Genomic DNA, 15,889 nt, shown 5'->3' with positions numbered 1-15,889 from the left:
GTGCAGTTACCCGATCGGACGACATTTCATGCGCTGCACATCACAAATCCTACTCAAATCGGGCGAGTCTGGACACACCGAGGTCACTCTCGCTCGCGAATGGGTGGCCCTGAACTGCATCCCGCGCCGCACGGCATCGGGGCACAGGCCCGGACGGCCCTGGTCTCCCGGACCGAACGGGGTGGCCGGCTTCGTCCCCGGGACCGAAGGAACGCCTTCCCGATCTCCCTACCGTTCACGGTCCAGCCCCGGCGGCGCCGACGCGAGGGAGACCATCGTGAAGACCTACGCCCTGACCGAACCGGTGGACGGGCGCGACGCCTGGCACGACGGCAAGCGCTACGCGTGGCTGTTGGGCCTCGTCGTGCCGATCCTGCCGTTCGTCGCCATCGGCCTGCACCTGCTCACCGGCCTGTCGGTGACGCTGTGGCTCGGCCCGGTCGTCGTGCTCGGGATCGTCCCGCTGGTCGACCTGATCGCGGGTCGCGACCCGACGAACCCGCCGGACGAGGTGATGGAGGCCCTCGAGGAGGACCGTTACTACCGCCGGGTCACCTGGGCCTACCTGCCCGTCCAGTACGCGGGCCTGGTCGTCGGGATGTGGTACATCGCTTCCGCCGGGGCGCCGGTGATCGGGAACATCGGGCTGGCGGTCACCCTCGGGACGGTGGCCGGCATCGCCATCAACACCGCACACGAGCTGGGGCACAAGCGCGACGACGTCGAGCGCTGGGCGGCCAAGATCGCCCTGGCGCAGTGCTTCTACGGCCACTTCTACGTCGAGCACAACCGCGGTCACCACGTCCGCGTCTCCACCCCGGAGGACCCGGCCTCGGCCCGGATGGGCGAGAGCTTCTACCGGTTCTGGCCGCGTACCGTGCTCGGTGCGCTGAGCGGCGCCTGGCGGCTGGAGCGCAAGCGGTTCGCCCGCCGGGACCGGCACCCGTACCGGATCGGCAACGACGCACTGAACGCCTGGCTGATGTCGGTCGTGCTCTGGGGCGCGCTGGTCGCCGTGTTCGGCGTCGGCGTGCTGCCGTACCTGCTGCTGCAGGCGGTCTTCGGACTGACCCTGCTGGAACTGGTCAACTACATGGAGCACTACGGGATGCTCCGGCAGAAGGTCGGGCCGCCGGACCGTCGTCGCTACGAGCGGGTCACCCCGGAGCACTCCTGGAACTCCAACAACATCGCCACCAACGTGCTGCTCTACCACCTGCAACGGCACAGCGACCACCACGCGAACCCGACCCGGCGGTTCCAGGCCCTGCGCGACTTCCCGGAGGCCCCGGTCCTGCCGACCGGCTACGCCGGGATGATGCTGGCCGCGCTCGTCCCGCCGGTGTTCCGTCGCGCGATGGACCCTCTGGTGCTGGCGCACTACGACGGGGACCTGCGGCGGGCGAACCTGCACCCGGCGAAGCGGGAGCGCCTGCTCGCCACCTACCCGCCGCCGGCCGACCCGGCGCCGGAGGGGGAGCGCGCCGACACCGCGCGCCGGGGCCAGGTCGACGGCGTCACCGCGGCCCGGTGCCCCGGCTGCGGGTACACCTATGAGGTCGCGGCGGGCCACGAGGCCGAGGGCTTCCCGGCCGGCACCGCCTGGTCGGAGATCCCGGACGACTGGGCCTGCCCGGACTGCGGCGTCCGGGAGAAGGTCGACTTCCTCCCGCTCGACACGGCTGCCTCGCGGCGGGAGTCCTGACGCAGCGTGGCCGCGAGCTACCGTGCGTGCCGTGGCCCCGGTGACCGACGTCCTCGCCCGCATCGCCGGCACGGCGCGGGACGACGTCGGCGCGCTGTCCGCGGCGGTCCTGGCCGGGATCGACGACGGCCTGCCGGAGCTGGGGCGGGACCCGCGGGTGCGGGAGCTGGTGGTCGGGACCGTCGAGGCGTCGCTGGACGCGGCGCTGGTGGTGCTCACCGGCGGCGGCGACCCGGACGACGTCCCGGTGCCTCCGGCCGGGACCGACCTGGCGCGACGACTCGCCCAGCAGGGCGTGCCGGTGACCACGCTGCTGCGCGCCTACCGGCTGGGACAGGCCGCGTTCCAGCAGCTGCTGATCACCCGGATCGCGGCCGAGGAGCTGGACGCGGGGCAGGTCGCGGACGTCGCCCGGGAGCTGTCGTCGGTGGCGTTCGGGTTCGTCGACCGGGTCTCCGAGGAGCTGGTCGCGGTGCACCAGGCCGAGCGGGACGGCTGGGTGCGCCGCCGGGACGCCGCCCGGCTCGCGACCGTCAACGCGGTGCTGGCCGGCCGCGGCGGGACTCCGGCCGAGGTCGAGCAGGGCCTCGGTCACCCGATCGCCGGGCCGCACGTCGCCGCGGTCCTCTGGTGCCCGCCGGAGGCCGCCGACCACGGCCGTGCCCTGGAACGGGCCGCCGGTGCGGTGGGCGAGGCGCTGGACTGCCCGCGGCCGCCGCTGCTGGTCGCACCGGACGCCGCGACGCTCTGGGCGTGGTACCCCGCGCCGTCCCGGAGCCCGGACGAGGTCGCCGCCACGCTCGGCCGGACTCCTCCCGACGACGAGCTCCTGGCCGCGCTCGGGACCGTCGAACGGGACCTGCCCGGGTTCCGCCGCTCGCACGGCCGGGCCCGGCAGGCCCAGGCCGTCGCGGTCGCGGCGGCTCCGGGAGCCAGGCGGGCCGTGACGACCGCCGACGCCCTCGGGCCGTTGGTGCTGCTGGGCGCCGATCCGGACCTGCTGGCCGGGTGGGTGACCGACGTGCTGGGGGAGCTCGCGATCGACGACGAGCAGTACGGGCGGCTGCGCGGCACCCTCGACGCCTACCTCGCCTCGGGCGGGAGCCTCGCCGCGGCCGCCGCCGAGCTGCACCTGCACAAGAACTCGGTGCAGTACCGGCTGCGCCGGGCCGAGGAGGTGCGCGGGCGGCCGCTGGCCGCCGACCGGCTGGACGTCGAGGTGGCGCTGCTGGCCTGCCGGTTGCTGGGGGCGAGCGTGTTGCGTCCGCCCGGCTGATCTCACCGGCCCGGATCCACGACGTCACGATCCGGTTCTCCGTCCGACCGGATCCCCGTCGGCGCATTATCGTGGGCCCATGAGCAGCTCGGGGGCGCTGGCGCTGCGGACCCTGGCGTGGTGCACGGGCGTGCTGCTGGCCGGCGCCGCGTTGCTCACCGCGGTCGTCGTCGGGGTCGGTGCCCTGATGGGGCCCGACCCGGCGTACTCGGGCCCGCCCGCGGACACCGCGGGGCAGGAGTTCGCCCGGCTCGCGGCGACCGACCCGGCGACCGCGCTGCGGTCCTGCACCGAGGCCCGCGGCACCGACTTCGACGCGCTCGCCGGCGCGCTGCGCGAGGGCACGCTCTCCCGGGAACGGCGTTACGCCGTCGTCGAGGGCCCGTTGACGTTCCTCGCGGCGCCGGTGACCGGGGCCGGGACCGCCGGAGACGATGCGGTCTGGGCCTGGGGCGGGCAGGGCTTCGCCGCGGTGAGCACGGATGCCCGCACGCTGTCCCCGGATCTGCCCGGCCCGCAGGCCTACGGTGTCACCGCCGACGCGCCGGGAGCGGTGCGGGCCGCGGCGTGCGTCGAGGCGGCCCGCCGGGTCGGCGAGCCCGGCGTGCGCCCCGCGATGGGCCCGACGGCGCCGACCGGGACCGCCGGGGACTGAACCGCGGTCCGGCGCGGCGTGTCACGGGAGCTACTGCCGCTCGTCGGCCCGAGCGCGGGCCTCGGCACCGGTCTCCTCGTCGAACCCCTGGTCCTCCCCGGCGACCCGGCCCACGTACTCCCCGGTCGCTCCGGTGCCGGTCGTCGCGGCGGCGTCCTCCTCCTCCGTGTCGGCACCCCCGGTCACCCGGCTGTTCGCCAGGTTCCGGTCCGGCTCGACGTCCTCGGGCGGGCCGTGCGGTGCGCGGTCGTCGTCGCTGGGCATGGTTCGTCCTCCTGGGGTGCGGTCGTGTGTGGGGCGCGGCGGCCCGGTCAGCCCGGCTCGCCGCGATACTTGCGGTAGAGGATCCAGAGCAGGTCGAGCAGCGCGACGACCGCGATCACGGCCAGCACGATCGCGAACCAGGTGACTCCGGCCGTCACGGCCAGCACGGCGCCACCGACGGAGACGGCGAGACCGAACGCGGCGAGCACCGCGCGCAGGGTGAGCGCGCTGCGGGCCGGCGGTGCCCCGCCGATACCCGCGGTCGGGTCGTGGTGGTCGGGCAGGCCGGCGCCGTAGTCCTCCCGGCTCCGGCGGGGCTCGGCGGCCATCACGTCTCCTCGGCTCGGGAACCGGTGTCGACGCCCGGTTACCCGGCACGGGCGCCGCTACACCGGACGCACCGCCCGGCCGAGGGAACGCGGGGGATTGACCCGCCGCACAGCGGGAACGCGTCCAGCACGACGCACCACCGGCCGGTAGCCGGCCGGACCGACAGCGAAATTGAGAACGCATCCGATGGAGGACGACGTGGCGAACGAACTCGAGGGCCGGACCGTGGCGATCCTGGCCACCAACGGCGTCGAGCAGGTCGAGCTCACCCGCCCGCGGGAGGTGCTGCGGGAGGCGGGCGCCCGGGTGGACGTGGTCGCGCTCTCGACCGAGCCCATCCAGGCGATGAACGCCGACATCAACAAGGGCGACGTGATCGGGGTCGACCAGGCGGTCAAGGACGTCTCGGCCGCAGGATACGACGCGCTGGTGCTGCCCGGCGGCACGGTCAACCCGGACACCCTGCGCACCGACGCGAACGCCGTGGCATTCGTGCAGGACTTCTTCCGGGCGGGCAAGCCGGTCGGCGCCATCTGCCACGGGCCGTGGACGCTGGTCGAGGCGGACGTCGTCCGGGGCCGGACGCTCACCTCGTTCCCGAGCATCCGCACCGACCTCCGCAACGCCGGCGCGACCGTCGTGGACGAGCAGGTCGTGTGCGACGAGGGCCTGGTGACCAGCCGCACCCCCGGCGACCTGGAGGCGTTCTGCGCCAAGCTGGTCGAGGAGTTCGAGGAGGGCAGGCACCCGGTGCGGCAGGCCGGCGCGACCGCCTGACCGACCGGCACACCGGCGGCCCGGGTCCCGCGGGATCCGGGCCGCCCGTGTGTAGGGGCCCGCTCAGCGCTCCACCGGCCCCGGCAGCTGCCGGTCCGGCTCCGGGTGGTCGCGGCAGCGGTCGGTCTCCGGCCGCGCCTCCAGCCGCTCGTCGTCGATCTCGCGCCCGCACTCCGCGCAGCGGCCGTACTCACCCCGGTCCAGCCGGTCCAGGGCCGCCCGGAGCCGCTCCCGGCGCCCGCGCAGCGTCCCGGCGGCCAGGTCGTGGTCCATCAGCTCGGCCGTGCGGGACCCGGAGTCGCCGAAGTCCATGCCCTCGCCGCTGCGGTCGCCGTCGGTGACGGCTCCGGGGCCCGGCGTGCTCTCGGCCAGCCCGGCGAGCTCCTCGTCCAGCAGGGCCCGTGCCCGTGTGGCATCCATCGGCACTCCTCTCGTGTCCGTGCCGCCGCCGGCGGCACCGCTCCGGGTTCCCCGGGACGGGCGCCGGCACACGGACCGTCCTCAGCCCACCACCGGGATCACGGCGACCGGGCAGTCCGCGGCCCGCAGGCACTCCTGCACGACCGACCCGATCGAGGCGAGCCGGCCCCGGCGGTGGTTGCCCAGCACCAGCAGGTCGGCCTGCCGGGATCGGCGCAGCAGGACCTCCTCGGTGCGGCCCCGTTCGACCGCCCTGTCCACCGGGGCGTCGTCGGACGCGACGGCGTTCACGGTCCGGTCCAGCGTCGCCTCGGCCTGCTCGCGCCGGGTGCTGCTGCCCACGGCGCCGATCGCCGAGGTCTGGACGGGCTCGTGCCAGACGGTCACCGCGAGCACCCGGGCGCGGCCGGCGTCGGCGTACCGCAGCGCCCAGTCGAGCGCGGCGCGGGAGGCCTCGGAACCATCCACCCCGACGACGACGGATCCACCCGGCGGTCCGGCGGGCCCGGGCCGGGGCCGGTCGGCCCGGTCGTGCGGGTGCAGGTCGGTGTGCCCCTCCGGGTGGTGGTCCTCAGGGTGGTCGGGCTCCGGGGCGGAGTCGTCGTGCATCAGCGGGTCTCGCTCTCGTGTCGGCGTCCGGGCGGGCCGCCGGTGCCCGCGCGGCGCGGCCCGGAACCCGCCGCAGGGCTACCCGCTGCACGGGCGCGACACGCGGCCCTGCCGTCGGTCCTGCTCGCGGTCGGTCCTGCTCGCCGTCAGTCCTGCTCGGACAGCTGTGCCCGCAGCCGCGCCAGCGTGCGCGACAGCAGCCGGGACACGTGCATCTGGGAGATCCCGAGCTCGGTGGCGATCCGGGACTGGGTGCGGTCGCCGTAGAAGCGCAGCATCAGGATCCGCCGCTCCCGCTCGGGGAGCCTGTCGATCAGGGCGTGCATCTCCGAGCGGTGCGCGGCCAGGTCGAGGTCCGGGTCGTCCTCGCCGATCCGCTCACCGAGCGGGGTCGCCTCCCCGTTCCCGTCGTCGGTCCCGACCGGCGCGTCCAGCGAGCGGGCGTGGTGCGAGTCGAGCGCCCCGAGCGCGTCGACCACCTCGTCGACCCCGACGCCGAGGTCGCGGGCCAGCTCCGAGGGCCGGGGCGCGCGGCCGAACTCCTGACCGAGCGCGTCGGCCCGGCGCTGCACGGTGACGGCGAGGTCCTTGAGGTCCCGCGGCACCCGCACCGACCAGGTGTGGTCCCGCAGGTGGCGTTTCATCTCGCCGCGGATGCTCGGGATCAGGTACCCGAGCGGGCCGCCGGTGGCCGACGTCGGGTCGTACCTGTCGACGGCCTTGACCAGGCCGAGCATCCCGGCCTGCTCGACGTCGTCGCCGGCCGGTCCGGGCGGGGCGTACCGGCGGGACAGGTTGCGCACCAGCGGGCGGAACCCGCGGATCACGTACTCGCGCAGGGCCGGTCGTCCCGGGGCGTCGAGGGGTTCCGTGGCCAGCCGTTCCAGCTGCGGGGCCAGGTCGTCGTAGCCGTGCCGGCCGTCGCGGTCCGTCGCTCGTTCCGGTGCTGCGGTCGTCGTCGAGGTCATGGACTCCCTCACATGCCGGTGGCGGGTGCGGGGTCCGCTGCAGGCTCAACGGATCGATGCGTGGTCGTTCCGGAGGGGTGCGATCCTCATCCGGAGACCGGGTCGGCGACCGTAACGTTCGCCGTCCGAACGGGACAACCCCCGCCCGGACGCGCGGAGGGCCGGACGGGTGTCCCCGCCCGGCCGTCCGGGTACGTACCGCGGCGGCTCAGGCGTCGGTCTCGACGAGCTCGGCGTCCTCGGCCGCCCGCTGCACCGACTCGCAGCCCTTCCGGGCCGCCGACTTGCTCTCGTAGGCCTCTCCGACGGCGACGACCTGACCGTTGGTGGCCTTGAGCCGGAAGCGGAACTTGCCGCCGCGGTCCTCGTACACCTCGAACTTGCCTGCCATGACGACCTCCTGCAGACGGGGTGCCGGTCGTCGATCGACCGGTCCGGACGGCTGCGGACGGTAGACCAGATGGAGTATCGGCGCAGCGGGAAGCGCCGGATCGTCCGCGATCGGGGGTGGATCGGAGCGACTGGCTCGGCGGTTCTCAGCGGGGGCTCAGCGCGGGATGTCGTTCTCAGGGCAGCCTCAGCGAACCGCGCCTACGGTCCGTGACATGCCCACAGCAATGGTCACCGGGAGCAGCCGCGGACTCGGCGAGGCCTACGCCCGCGAGCTCGGCGAGCGCGGGTACTCGATCGTCCTCGTCGCCCGTGACGCGGCACGCCTCGCCGCCGCCGCCGAGCGGGTCGGGCGGGCGACCGGCGCGATCGTCGAGACGATGGTCGCCGACCTCACCGACGACCGCGACCTGGCCCGGGTGGAACGCCGGGTCACCGACGAGCGGTTGCCGATCGAGCTGCTGGTCAACAACGCCGGGGTCGAGTGCGACCAGATCTTCGCCGAGGCGCCGGTGGACGGCCTGACCACCGAGGTCGAGCTGAACGTGACCGCGTTGCTGCGGCTGACCCGCGCGGCCGTCCCGGCGATGACCGCCCGGGGGCGCGGCGGCATCCTCAACGTCGCCAGCATGGCCGGGTACCTGCCCTCCGGGGGCAACGCCTACGGCGCCTCGAAATCCTGGGTGCTGGCCTTCACCGACACCGTCGCGGCCTCGTTGCACGGGACCGGCGTGCAGGTCACCGCGGTCGTCGCCGGCCGGGTCCGCGGCGACGCCGACCCGACCGGGCCGCTGTGGCTGGAGCCGGAGACCGTCGTCCGCCGCTCGCTGGAGGATCTGCGGCGCGGTCGTACGCTGTCCGCGCCGGGCTGGGTCTACCGCGCGCTCGTCGGCTACCTGGAGTCACCGCGCACGGCGCTGCGGGCGGTCGCGAAGGTCGCCGGGCGAGGCCGGGAGCGGTGCCGGCGCCTCGAGCGCGGCCGGGCCGGCGCCGACGTGCACACCCGTCCGTCCCCGGTGCCGGGGCCGTTCCATGGGGCCCCGCCGGCCCGCGCGCTGCCCGCCGGCGCCGGTTCCCTCCCGGCGCTGCCGGGGCTGCCCCCGCGCCCGGCGCACGTCCCCGCGAAGCCGCTGCCGCGGCCGCGCACGACCGGCACCGGACCGCTCCCGGCCGTGCCGGCAGGACCCGGGGTCGGGGTGACCCCGCGCCCGGTGCAGCCGCCCCGCGTGACCGGCCGGGCCGACACCGGTACCGATACCGTGCGCCGACCCACCGGCCGGCCGTCCGCCGGCACCGGCCGCGAGTTCCGGATCCGGCGAAACGGACAGACGTGACGAGCATCGCGTAACCTCGGCTGTCCGGGAACGGCGCCGGTGCCCTAGCGTCGCCCCGGAGAAGGGGAGTACTCCCGAACACGGCGTCGCCGTCATCACGGAACCGCGCACCAGTCGGTCCCGGTGGCGCCGGTCCGCGCAGGACGCGGGCGGAGGAGACCTTCAGCGTCCCTACCTGCGCTGGAGGAATCCCGTATGAACGTGCCGCTCTGGGTGTGGCTGGCGACGATCGCGGTCGTGCTCGGCATGCTGGTGTTCGACTTCGTCGGGCACGCCCGCGACCCGCACGAACCCACGTTGCGCGAGTCGGCGATCTGGTCGGTCGGCTACATCGCGATCGCGCTGCTGTTCGGCGTCGTCGTCGGGGTGTCCTCCGGCTGGCAGTACGGCGGCGAGTACATGGCCGGCTGGCTGACCGAGAAGGCGCTCTCGGTCGACAACCTGTTCGTCTTCCTGCTGATCATGACCAGCTTCGCGGTGCCGAAGGTCCACCAGCAGAAGGTGCTGCTGATCGGCATCGCGATCGCGATCGTCATGCGCGGCGCGTTCATCGCGGTCGGAGCGGTGATCATCGAGCAGTTCGTCGCGGTCTTCTACCTCTTCGCGATCATCCTGTTCTGGCTGGCGTACTCGCAGATCAAGGAGGCGCTGTCCGCCGACGACGGCGACGAGGGGGACGCCGGGGACTCCCGGCTGATCCGGATGGTGCGCAAGGTCCTGCCGACCTCCACCTCCTACGACGGCGCGAAACTGAGCACCCGGATCGACGGCCGGTGGATGCTCACCCCGATGGCGCTGGTCATCGTGGCGATCGGGCTGACCGACCTGCTGTTCGCGTTCGACTCCATCCCGGCGATCTTCGGGTTGACCCAGGAGCCGTTCCTGGTGTTCACCGCGAACGCGTTCGCGCTGCTCGGCCTGCGCCAGCTCTACTTCCTGATCGGCGGGCTGCTGGAGCGGCTGATCTACCTGGCGCACGGCCTGTCCGTGATCCTGGCCTTCATCGGCGTCAAGCTGACCCTGCACGCGCTGCACGAGAACAACGTGCCGTTCATCAACGGCGGGCAGCCGGTGCCGGTGCCCGAGGTGCCGATCTGGCTGTCGCTGCTGGTCATCACCGGGACCATCGCGGTCGCCGCGGTCGCCAGCCTGGTCGTGTCGAGGCGCCGCGCGGCGGCGGAGACCACCGGTGAGCGGGACGAGGTCGCGCACGCCCCGAGCGGTGACCGGGCGGGCGAGCAGTAGCTCGGCGTCGGGCGGGGGATTGTCCCTTTCGGTAAGGTATGTCGTGTCTGCCGGGAGCTCGGATCGTCGTCACCCGACGTCACCGAGGAGGAACCATGTTCGTGCCACCACCGCCACCACCCTCCACTCCGCCGCCCGGGGGGCCCGACCCGGAGCCCCGCCCGCATGCCGTGCCGCTGAACCGCTCCGAGGAACGCACCCTGTCCGGGCTGGAGAACGACCTGCGCCGCTCCGATCCGGGCCTGGACACCGAGATGTCGGCGCTGAACGCCGCCGGCGCGGGATCCGGGTGGGACGCGCTCGGCCGGGGTACGGCCGACCGGGTCCTGCAGGCGGTCGCGATCGGCGTGATCGTGCTGGTGCTGCTGCCCGGCGAGTGGCTGGCCGCGGTGTTGTCGTTCGGGCTGCTGCTGGGCGTGCCGTTCGCGATGGCGATGGTCGCCGCCCGGGCCCGTCGGGAGGCCGGATACGGCGAGCACGGGCCCGGTGAGCACGGTACCGACGAGCAGGGGCCCACCGACCCGGGCGCGGCCGGACCCGATTCGGACGGTGACGACTCCGGCGGGTGCCGCCGGAACCCGTGACCGGAGCCGGCGGCGTGCCCGGTCACGCCCCGGGCGCGGCGGTCGCGGCCTCCGTCGGGTCGGTCGTGGTCGGCGCGGCCCGCAGGCCGAGGTGCTCGCGCAGCGTCGTCCCGGTGTACTCGGTGCGGAACGAGCCGCGCTCCTGCAGCAGCGGGACGACCCGGTCGGCGAACTCGTCGAGCCCGCCCGGGGTGACGTGCGGGACGAGCACGTAGCCGTCGGCGGCCTCGGACTGGACCGCGTCGTCGATCGCGGCGGCGACGGTCCGCGGGCTGCCGACGAAGGTGTGCCGCGCGGTCGTCCGGATCACCGTCTCGCGCAGCGACAGGTTCTTCTCAGCGGCGAGCGCCCGCCACTGGTCGGCGACGGCCTTCGGGTCCCGGTACTGCCGGACGCTGGCCCGGCCCTGCGAGACCAGCTCGCCCTCGACCGGGTCGAACTCCGGTAGCGGGCCGTCCGGGTCCCGGTCGGAGAGGTCGGTGTTCCACAGCTGTTCGGCGAACACGATCGCGGTCTGCGGGCCGACCTGCTGGTGCCGGATGACCTCCGCGCGCTCGGCGGCCTCGGCGTCGGTGTCACCGAGCACGAACGTCGCCGCCGGCATGATCTTCAGGTCCTCCGGGCGGCGTCCGTACCGCGCGAGCCGGGCCTTGACGTCGGCCGAGAACGCCCGTCCGGCCTCCGGGTCGGCGTGCCGGGTGAAGATCGCGTCGGCCGACGCCGCGGCGAACTCGCGGCCCTCCTCGGAGTCGCCGGCCTGCAGGATCACCGGGTGGCCCTGCGGGCTGCGCGGCAGCGCGAACCGGCCACGGATGTCGAACTGGTCGGAGGTCCGGTCGAAGGTGCCGCGCGGGTCCCCGGCCCGGGAGTCCCACAGCGTGGCCGCCGCGGCCAGGTGCTCCTTGGCCCGCGAGTACCGCTTCTCCTGCGGCAGGAACCCGCCGCGGCGGAAGTTCTCGCCGGTGAAGGCGTCCCACGAGGTGACCACGTTCCACGCGGCCCGGCCGCCGGACAGGTGGTCCAGCGTGGCGAACTGGCGGGCGACGTCGTAGGGCTCGGTGAACGTGGAGTTGATCGTGCCGGCCAGCCCGAGCCGTTCGGTGACCGCGGCCAGCGCGTTGAGCACGGTGAACGTGTCCGGCCGGCCCACCACGTCCAGGTCGTAGATCCGACCCCGGTGCTCGCGCAGCCGCAGCCCCTCGGCCAGGAACAGGAAGTCGAACTTTGCCTGCTCCGCGGTCCGCGCGAAGTGCGCGAACGAGTCGAACTCGATGTGGCTGCCGGACCCCGGGTCGCTCCACACCGTGGTGTTGTTGACGCCGGGGAAGTGCGCGGCGAGGTGGATCTGCTTGCGTGGCATGCAGGCCTCCAGGGGTCGGGCTCCTCCGGTGCAACACCGGTCCGGGCGAGGTGTTCCCGGCCTCAGCGGCGTCTACGACGGGGGTCACTCGGGGCCGGTGAAGAACTCCAGCGCGATGTTGTCCGGGTCCCGGAACGAGACGCCGCTGCCGTAGCGCGCCTTCTTGATGCCTCCGTGCTCGATTCCCAGCTCGGTGAGCTTGCGTGCCCACTGCTCCAGCTCGGCGTGCGAGCCGACGGAGAACCCGACGTGGTCGAGTCCGGTGCGCTGCTCGTCGAAGGCGTCCTTCGACTCCCGGCCCTGGTGGGTGTGCAGCCCGAAGAGCATCCCGCCGTCCAGGGCGAAGACGGTGTGGTGGAAGCGGCCACCCTCCTCGTCCTCGACCAGGACGGGATCGGCGCCGAACAGCGCCGAGTACCACTTCGTGCTGCGCTCGATGTCGCCCACGGTCAGGGCGACGTGCTGCAGTCCGGGAAAGGCCACGGTGGAGCTCCCTTGCCTCGCGTGCGGATGTCGCCACCTGTCTATCAGTCGTGCCCGACCCGGCAGCCCCTCCGACCGGAGGGGCATCGTCAGGGTCTGGGGAGCTCGGGGAAGCCGAGCGGTCCGCGGTAGCCCTCCCAGCCCCAGCGGCGGAGGAGCTCGGACCGGACGTCGTAGGCGTCACGGGCGATGTCCGGCTCGACCCGGGACACCGCGCCCCAGTCGGCCTGGTCCGGGTCGTCCGCGGTGTCGATCAGGGTCGCGACCGCGGTCTCGGTGCTGCCGCGGCGCATCGCGGCGAAGCTGCCGCCCGCCGTCTCGCCGAACGACACGTCCCCCGCGAAGCCCAGCGACGACGGCCCGAGCACCAGGTAGCGCGGGGTCTGCGCGAGCCCGGCGCGCACCGTCGGCAGGTCCCGCAGGCACGGTGCGGCCCACAGGATCGACCAGTCGACGTAGACCGGCCCGTCGGCGTCGCGGAGCATCGGCACGACCGGGGCGAGGGTGCGCAGCCGGGGCACGGCGACGGCGACCCAGCCGCCCGGATCGGTGGTGTCGTCGACGGCGCGGACCCGCACCCGGTCCGCGCCCGGCGGGATCTGTGCGGGGTCGATCCGGACCGACCGCCAGCCCGGCCGGTTCAGCGGTGCGGCCTCCTCGACCCGGTCTGTGGGGTAGTCGGCCTCGGCGTCGTCCGCGGTGTCGGTGTCGTCCAGCGACAGCCGGCCGGCCGGCTCCGGGGTGCCCGCACCGCGGCCGAACTCCAGCTCCAGGGTGTTGCCCTGGCCCGTCCGCCCGGCGACGTCGACCAGCAGCTCCTGCCCCGGCTCGACGTCGGGCAGCGTGTACCAGCGGGTGGTGAGCGTGCCGGTCCCGAGGTTCCCGTCGGCGCCCAGGCTGCCCCAGGTGGTGCCGGGCTCGGGAGGCTCGTCGGGGTGGCCGCGGTCGGCCTCGAACCCGGCCAGCTCGTCCTGCCCCTCGGCCGGTGCGAGCGCGCCGGGTGACGCGGTCGGGATCGAGACGTGGTCCAGGATCCCGCAGGTCGGGGTGCCGGTCAGCTCGTCCCACAGCTGCCCGCCGACCGAGTAGCCGCTGCCCTGCCGCCCAGGGGCGACGGCCATCGAGCCGACGACGACCGCGACGCCGGTGACCAGCGCGGTGACCACCACCGCGGCCGGGAGCGCGGCCCCGGCCCGGGCCGCGGCCCCGGTGAGCGCCCGGATGGGCCGGGGCCGGTCCGCCGGGCCGCCCGCGCGGTGCCGGACGACCAGGACGGCGCCCGTCCCGGCGACGAACAGCGCCGCCGCGGCCGCGCCCCAGACGGCCGGGGAGTTCAGCGGGGTGAAGGGCCCGTCGTAGCGCGGGACGCCCCACTCCGACCACAGGAACCAGGCGTTCTTCCCGGCGAAGACCAGCGCGGCCAGCGTCACCGCGGCGGCGGTGCCGGCGACCGCCGCCCCGCGCACCGTCCGCTCCGCGGGCCGCTGCCGGGCCGCGACGGTGACGAGCACCACCCCGGCCGCGATCGCCAGCGCACCGGTGCCTGCGAGCGAACCGAAGTAGTGCGTCCACTTGGACGGCGCCGGGGTCAGCAGGGCGAACCCGAGCGCCACACCGGCCACCGGTACCGGAACCCACCGCAGGCCGGCGGTCCAGCGGTGCGCGCCCCGGGCGACCAGCGGTAGCGCCGCGACCAGCATCGCGACCGTCAGCAGCACCGGCAGCCGCCGGCCCAGCCCGCCCTGCTCACCGTCGAAGCCCAGCAGGTACTGCCAGCGGCGGATCTCCTGGTACCAGGGCACGTCCGGGCCGTAGAAGCTGTGCATCGCGGTGGCCCGCAGCACCGTGTAGAGGCTCTGACCGGTGAACACGACGGTCAGCCCGGCCGCGGCGATCCCGGTCGCGGCGGCGACCCCGGCGAGTGCGACCGACCAGCCGACGACACCCGCCGTGGGAGGGTCGGAGTCCGGTTCGGCGGGCGTGCCGCGCCGGGCCAGCCGGCGCCACAGCGCGGCGACCAGCAGCAGCAGCGGGCCGGCGGCGGTGATCGCCGACGGCGTCACCGCCAGCGCCAGGCCGGACGCCAGCGCGGCGGCACCGATCCACAGCCCGGCCCGGCCACCGGGCCGGGCGGCCGCGCGCAGCCCGCAGGCCAGCGCCGCCGTGCCGAACAGCGCGGCGAACGGCTCCGGCCGCACGCCCAGGTTCAGCGGCAGCCACCAGGCCAGCAGCCCGGCCGCGAGCGTCCAGCGGACCCAGGCCAGGCGGTGATGCCGGGGGAGCAGCGCGGGCAGCGCCACCCGGGACAGCAGCAGCCACACCGCGGCACCGGCCAGTACCGAGGGCAGGCGCAGGACCAGTGGGCCGGCGCCGGTGTCGGCCAGTGCCTGCACCATCCGGATGACCAGCGTGTACGGCGCCTCGGAGGCGTTGCCCCAGCGGTAGACGTTGCCGAGGTCGTCGCCCGCCGTGTTGCGGGCGATGGCCTCGGTGAACCCGTCGTCGGTGCTCAGCGGGCCGATCACGGTCCAGACCGCCAGCGTGGCGAGCACGACGACGTCGGCGGCGAGCCGGGCAATCCCGTGCGGCCGCCCGGCCCCCGCGAGCCGGGCCCGCAGCAGCCGCAGCGCCCCGCGGCGGGATCGCAGCCGGTCGCCGGCGAGCAGCGTGAGCAGCACCAGCGCCGCCGCGGCCGCGATCCACTGCGCGGCCAGCAGCACCTGCTTGGCGGTGGTGGCGTCGGCGACGAACCAGTCCGCGGTGCGGGCGCTGACCTGCAGGCCGGCGGCGTCGCCGGGGGAGAGCTGGGTGCTGAAGGCGCCGACCGAACGCACGAGGTCGCCGGGGAAGGTCCGGGGCGGCTCGTCGCCGGTGCTGACCGTGGAGCCGGAGCCGTCCGCGGTCAGTACCCGGGCGCAGTCGCCGCCGCCGACCGGTTCGCGGACCAGCTCCCGGCCGCCGACCAGCACCCGGACGTCGCCGCCCTCGGTCAGCACGGTGAACCCGATGTTCGCCCGGCCCGGCTGCTCCGAGGAGACGACCGTGGTCGTGCCCTCCCGGCCCTGCGCGACCTGCAGCACCGGGCACGGCACGGTGACCCGCACCGACTCCGGGGCGTACGGGACGAACCCCGCGATCGTCGACGCCGGCTGCTCGCCCTCGCGCGGCCAGGTGACCGTGGTGTCCCGGTCGAGAACCGGGGCGAACGGCACCAGCGCGGCCAGTACCGCGGCCAGCAGGCCGACGAGCAGGGTCGCGACGACCAGCAGCCGGGACGGCGACGCGGGCCGGGCGGACGTGTCCGGTCCGGGCGCGTCGGCGGGGGCGTCGTCGCCGGGGCGCGGGTACGGCTCGGTGTCAGGGGGCCCGGTGTCGGGGGGCCCGGCGTCAGGGGGCTCGGTGTCAGGGGGCTCGGTGTCAGGGGGATCGGCGTCGGGGGTCTGGGTGCTCATGGGCTTCCGGGTCGGCGGGTGGTGGACCGGGGGCCGG

The 15,889-nt window shown here is 74.9% G+C and carries 16 protein-coding genes; 7 read left to right on the top strand and 9 right to left on the bottom strand.

Features of this window, described 5'->3' with window-relative positions; translation table 11 throughout:
• Window positions 1-277 precede the first annotated feature (277 nt).
• From ACLFMI_RS12390 to ACLFMI_RS12380, 3 genes are all read left to right on the top strand, one after another.
• A complete protein-coding gene (locus ACLFMI_RS12390) occupies window positions 278-1,705 on the top strand; it encodes a fatty acid desaturase (RefSeq protein WP_410947950.1) in 1,428 nt (475 codons plus the stop codon).
• 31 nt (window positions 1,706-1,736) lie between these two features.
• Window positions 1,737-2,981 (top strand): PucR family transcriptional regulator, encoded by a 1,245-nt coding sequence (locus ACLFMI_RS12385; RefSeq protein WP_410947949.1) that lies wholly within the window; start codon window positions 1,737-1,739, stop codon window positions 2,979-2,981.
• Between the two features lie 79 nt (window positions 2,982-3,060).
• Complete coding sequence (locus tag ACLFMI_RS12380; protein ID WP_410947948.1) at window positions 3,061-3,636, top strand: hypothetical protein; 576 nt, start codon at window positions 3,061-3,063, stop codon at window positions 3,634-3,636.
• Between the two features lie 30 nt (window positions 3,637-3,666).
• Here ACLFMI_RS12380 and ACLFMI_RS12375 read toward each other — a convergent pair whose 3' ends face one another.
• Window positions 3,667-3,900, bottom strand: coding sequence for a hypothetical protein (locus tag ACLFMI_RS12375; RefSeq protein WP_410947947.1), 234 nt, complete (start codon window positions 3,898-3,900; stop codon window positions 3,667-3,669).
• Between the two features lie 47 nt (window positions 3,901-3,947).
• A complete protein-coding gene (locus tag ACLFMI_RS12370) occupies window positions 3,948-4,229 on the bottom strand; it encodes a DUF6343 family protein (RefSeq protein ID WP_410947946.1) in 282 nt (93 codons plus the stop codon).
• Window positions 4,230-4,428: 199 nt separating this feature from the next.
• Between ACLFMI_RS12370 and ACLFMI_RS12365 the strand changes: the two genes are divergently transcribed.
• Window positions 4,429-5,007 (top strand): type 1 glutamine amidotransferase domain-containing protein, encoded by a 579-nt coding sequence (locus tag ACLFMI_RS12365; protein ID WP_410947945.1) that lies wholly within the window; start codon window positions 4,429-4,431, stop codon window positions 5,005-5,007.
• 63 nt (window positions 5,008-5,070) lie between these two features.
• On the opposite strand, the gene ACLFMI_RS12360 is transcribed toward ACLFMI_RS12365, so the two are convergent.
• From ACLFMI_RS12360 to ACLFMI_RS12345, 4 genes are all read right to left on the bottom strand, one after another.
• Window positions 5,071-5,427, bottom strand: coding sequence for a TraR/DksA family transcriptional regulator (locus ACLFMI_RS12360; RefSeq protein WP_410947944.1), 357 nt, complete (start codon window positions 5,425-5,427; stop codon window positions 5,071-5,073).
• A gap of 81 nt (window positions 5,428-5,508) precedes the next feature.
• Window positions 5,509-6,036 (bottom strand): universal stress protein, encoded by a 528-nt coding sequence (locus tag ACLFMI_RS12355; RefSeq protein ID WP_410947943.1) that lies wholly within the window; start codon window positions 6,034-6,036, stop codon window positions 5,509-5,511.
• Window positions 6,037-6,182: 146 nt separating this feature from the next.
• Entirely contained in the window at window positions 6,183-7,004 is an 822-nt protein-coding gene (locus ACLFMI_RS12350) for a sigma-70 family RNA polymerase sigma factor (RefSeq protein ID WP_410947942.1), read from the bottom strand.
• Window positions 7,005-7,212: 208 nt separating this feature from the next.
• A complete protein-coding gene (locus ACLFMI_RS12345; RefSeq protein WP_410947941.1) occupies window positions 7,213-7,395 on the bottom strand; it encodes a YegP family protein in 183 nt (60 codons plus the stop codon).
• Between the two features lie 214 nt (window positions 7,396-7,609).
• Here ACLFMI_RS12345 and ACLFMI_RS12340 point away from each other — a divergent pair, with 214 nt between their 5' ends.
• From ACLFMI_RS12340 to ACLFMI_RS12330, 3 genes are all read left to right on the top strand, one after another.
• On the top strand, window positions 7,610-8,728 hold the full coding sequence (locus ACLFMI_RS12340; RefSeq protein WP_410947940.1) for an SDR family NAD(P)-dependent oxidoreductase: 1,119 nt from the start codon (window positions 7,610-7,612) through the stop codon (window positions 8,726-8,728).
• Window positions 8,729-8,923: 195 nt separating this feature from the next.
• Entirely contained in the window at window positions 8,924-9,973 is a 1,050-nt protein-coding gene (locus ACLFMI_RS12335; protein WP_410947939.1) for a TerC/Alx family metal homeostasis membrane protein, read from the top strand.
• A 95-nt stretch (window positions 9,974-10,068) separates the two neighbouring features.
• Window positions 10,069-10,557, top strand: coding sequence for a DUF3040 domain-containing protein (locus tag ACLFMI_RS12330; protein WP_410947938.1), 489 nt, complete (start codon window positions 10,069-10,071; stop codon window positions 10,555-10,557).
• 22 nt (window positions 10,558-10,579) lie between these two features.
• Here ACLFMI_RS12330 and ACLFMI_RS12325 read toward each other — a convergent pair whose 3' ends face one another.
• The 3 genes from ACLFMI_RS12325 to ACLFMI_RS12315 form a co-directional block, all read right to left on the bottom strand.
• Entirely contained in the window at window positions 10,580-11,917 is a 1,338-nt protein-coding gene (locus ACLFMI_RS12325; protein ID WP_410947937.1) for an NtaA/DmoA family FMN-dependent monooxygenase, read from the bottom strand.
• A gap of 84 nt (window positions 11,918-12,001) precedes the next feature.
• On the bottom strand, window positions 12,002-12,400 hold the full coding sequence (locus ACLFMI_RS12320) for a VOC family protein (protein WP_410947936.1): 399 nt from the start codon (window positions 12,398-12,400) through the stop codon (window positions 12,002-12,004).
• A gap of 89 nt (window positions 12,401-12,489) precedes the next feature.
• Window positions 12,490-15,852 carry an arabinosyltransferase domain-containing protein gene (locus ACLFMI_RS12315; RefSeq protein ID WP_410947935.1) on the bottom strand — a complete coding sequence of 1,121 codons (3,363 nt, stop codon included), beginning with the start codon at window positions 15,850-15,852 and terminating at the stop codon, window positions 12,490-12,492.
• Between the last annotated feature and the right edge of the window lie 37 nt (window positions 15,853-15,889).

The organism is Pseudonocardia nantongensis, assembly GCF_046546495.1.
GTDB lineage: Bacteria > Actinomycetota > Actinomycetes > Mycobacteriales > Pseudonocardiaceae > Pseudonocardia > Pseudonocardia nantongensis.
This window is presented reverse-complemented; position numbering and strand designations above follow the sequence as displayed.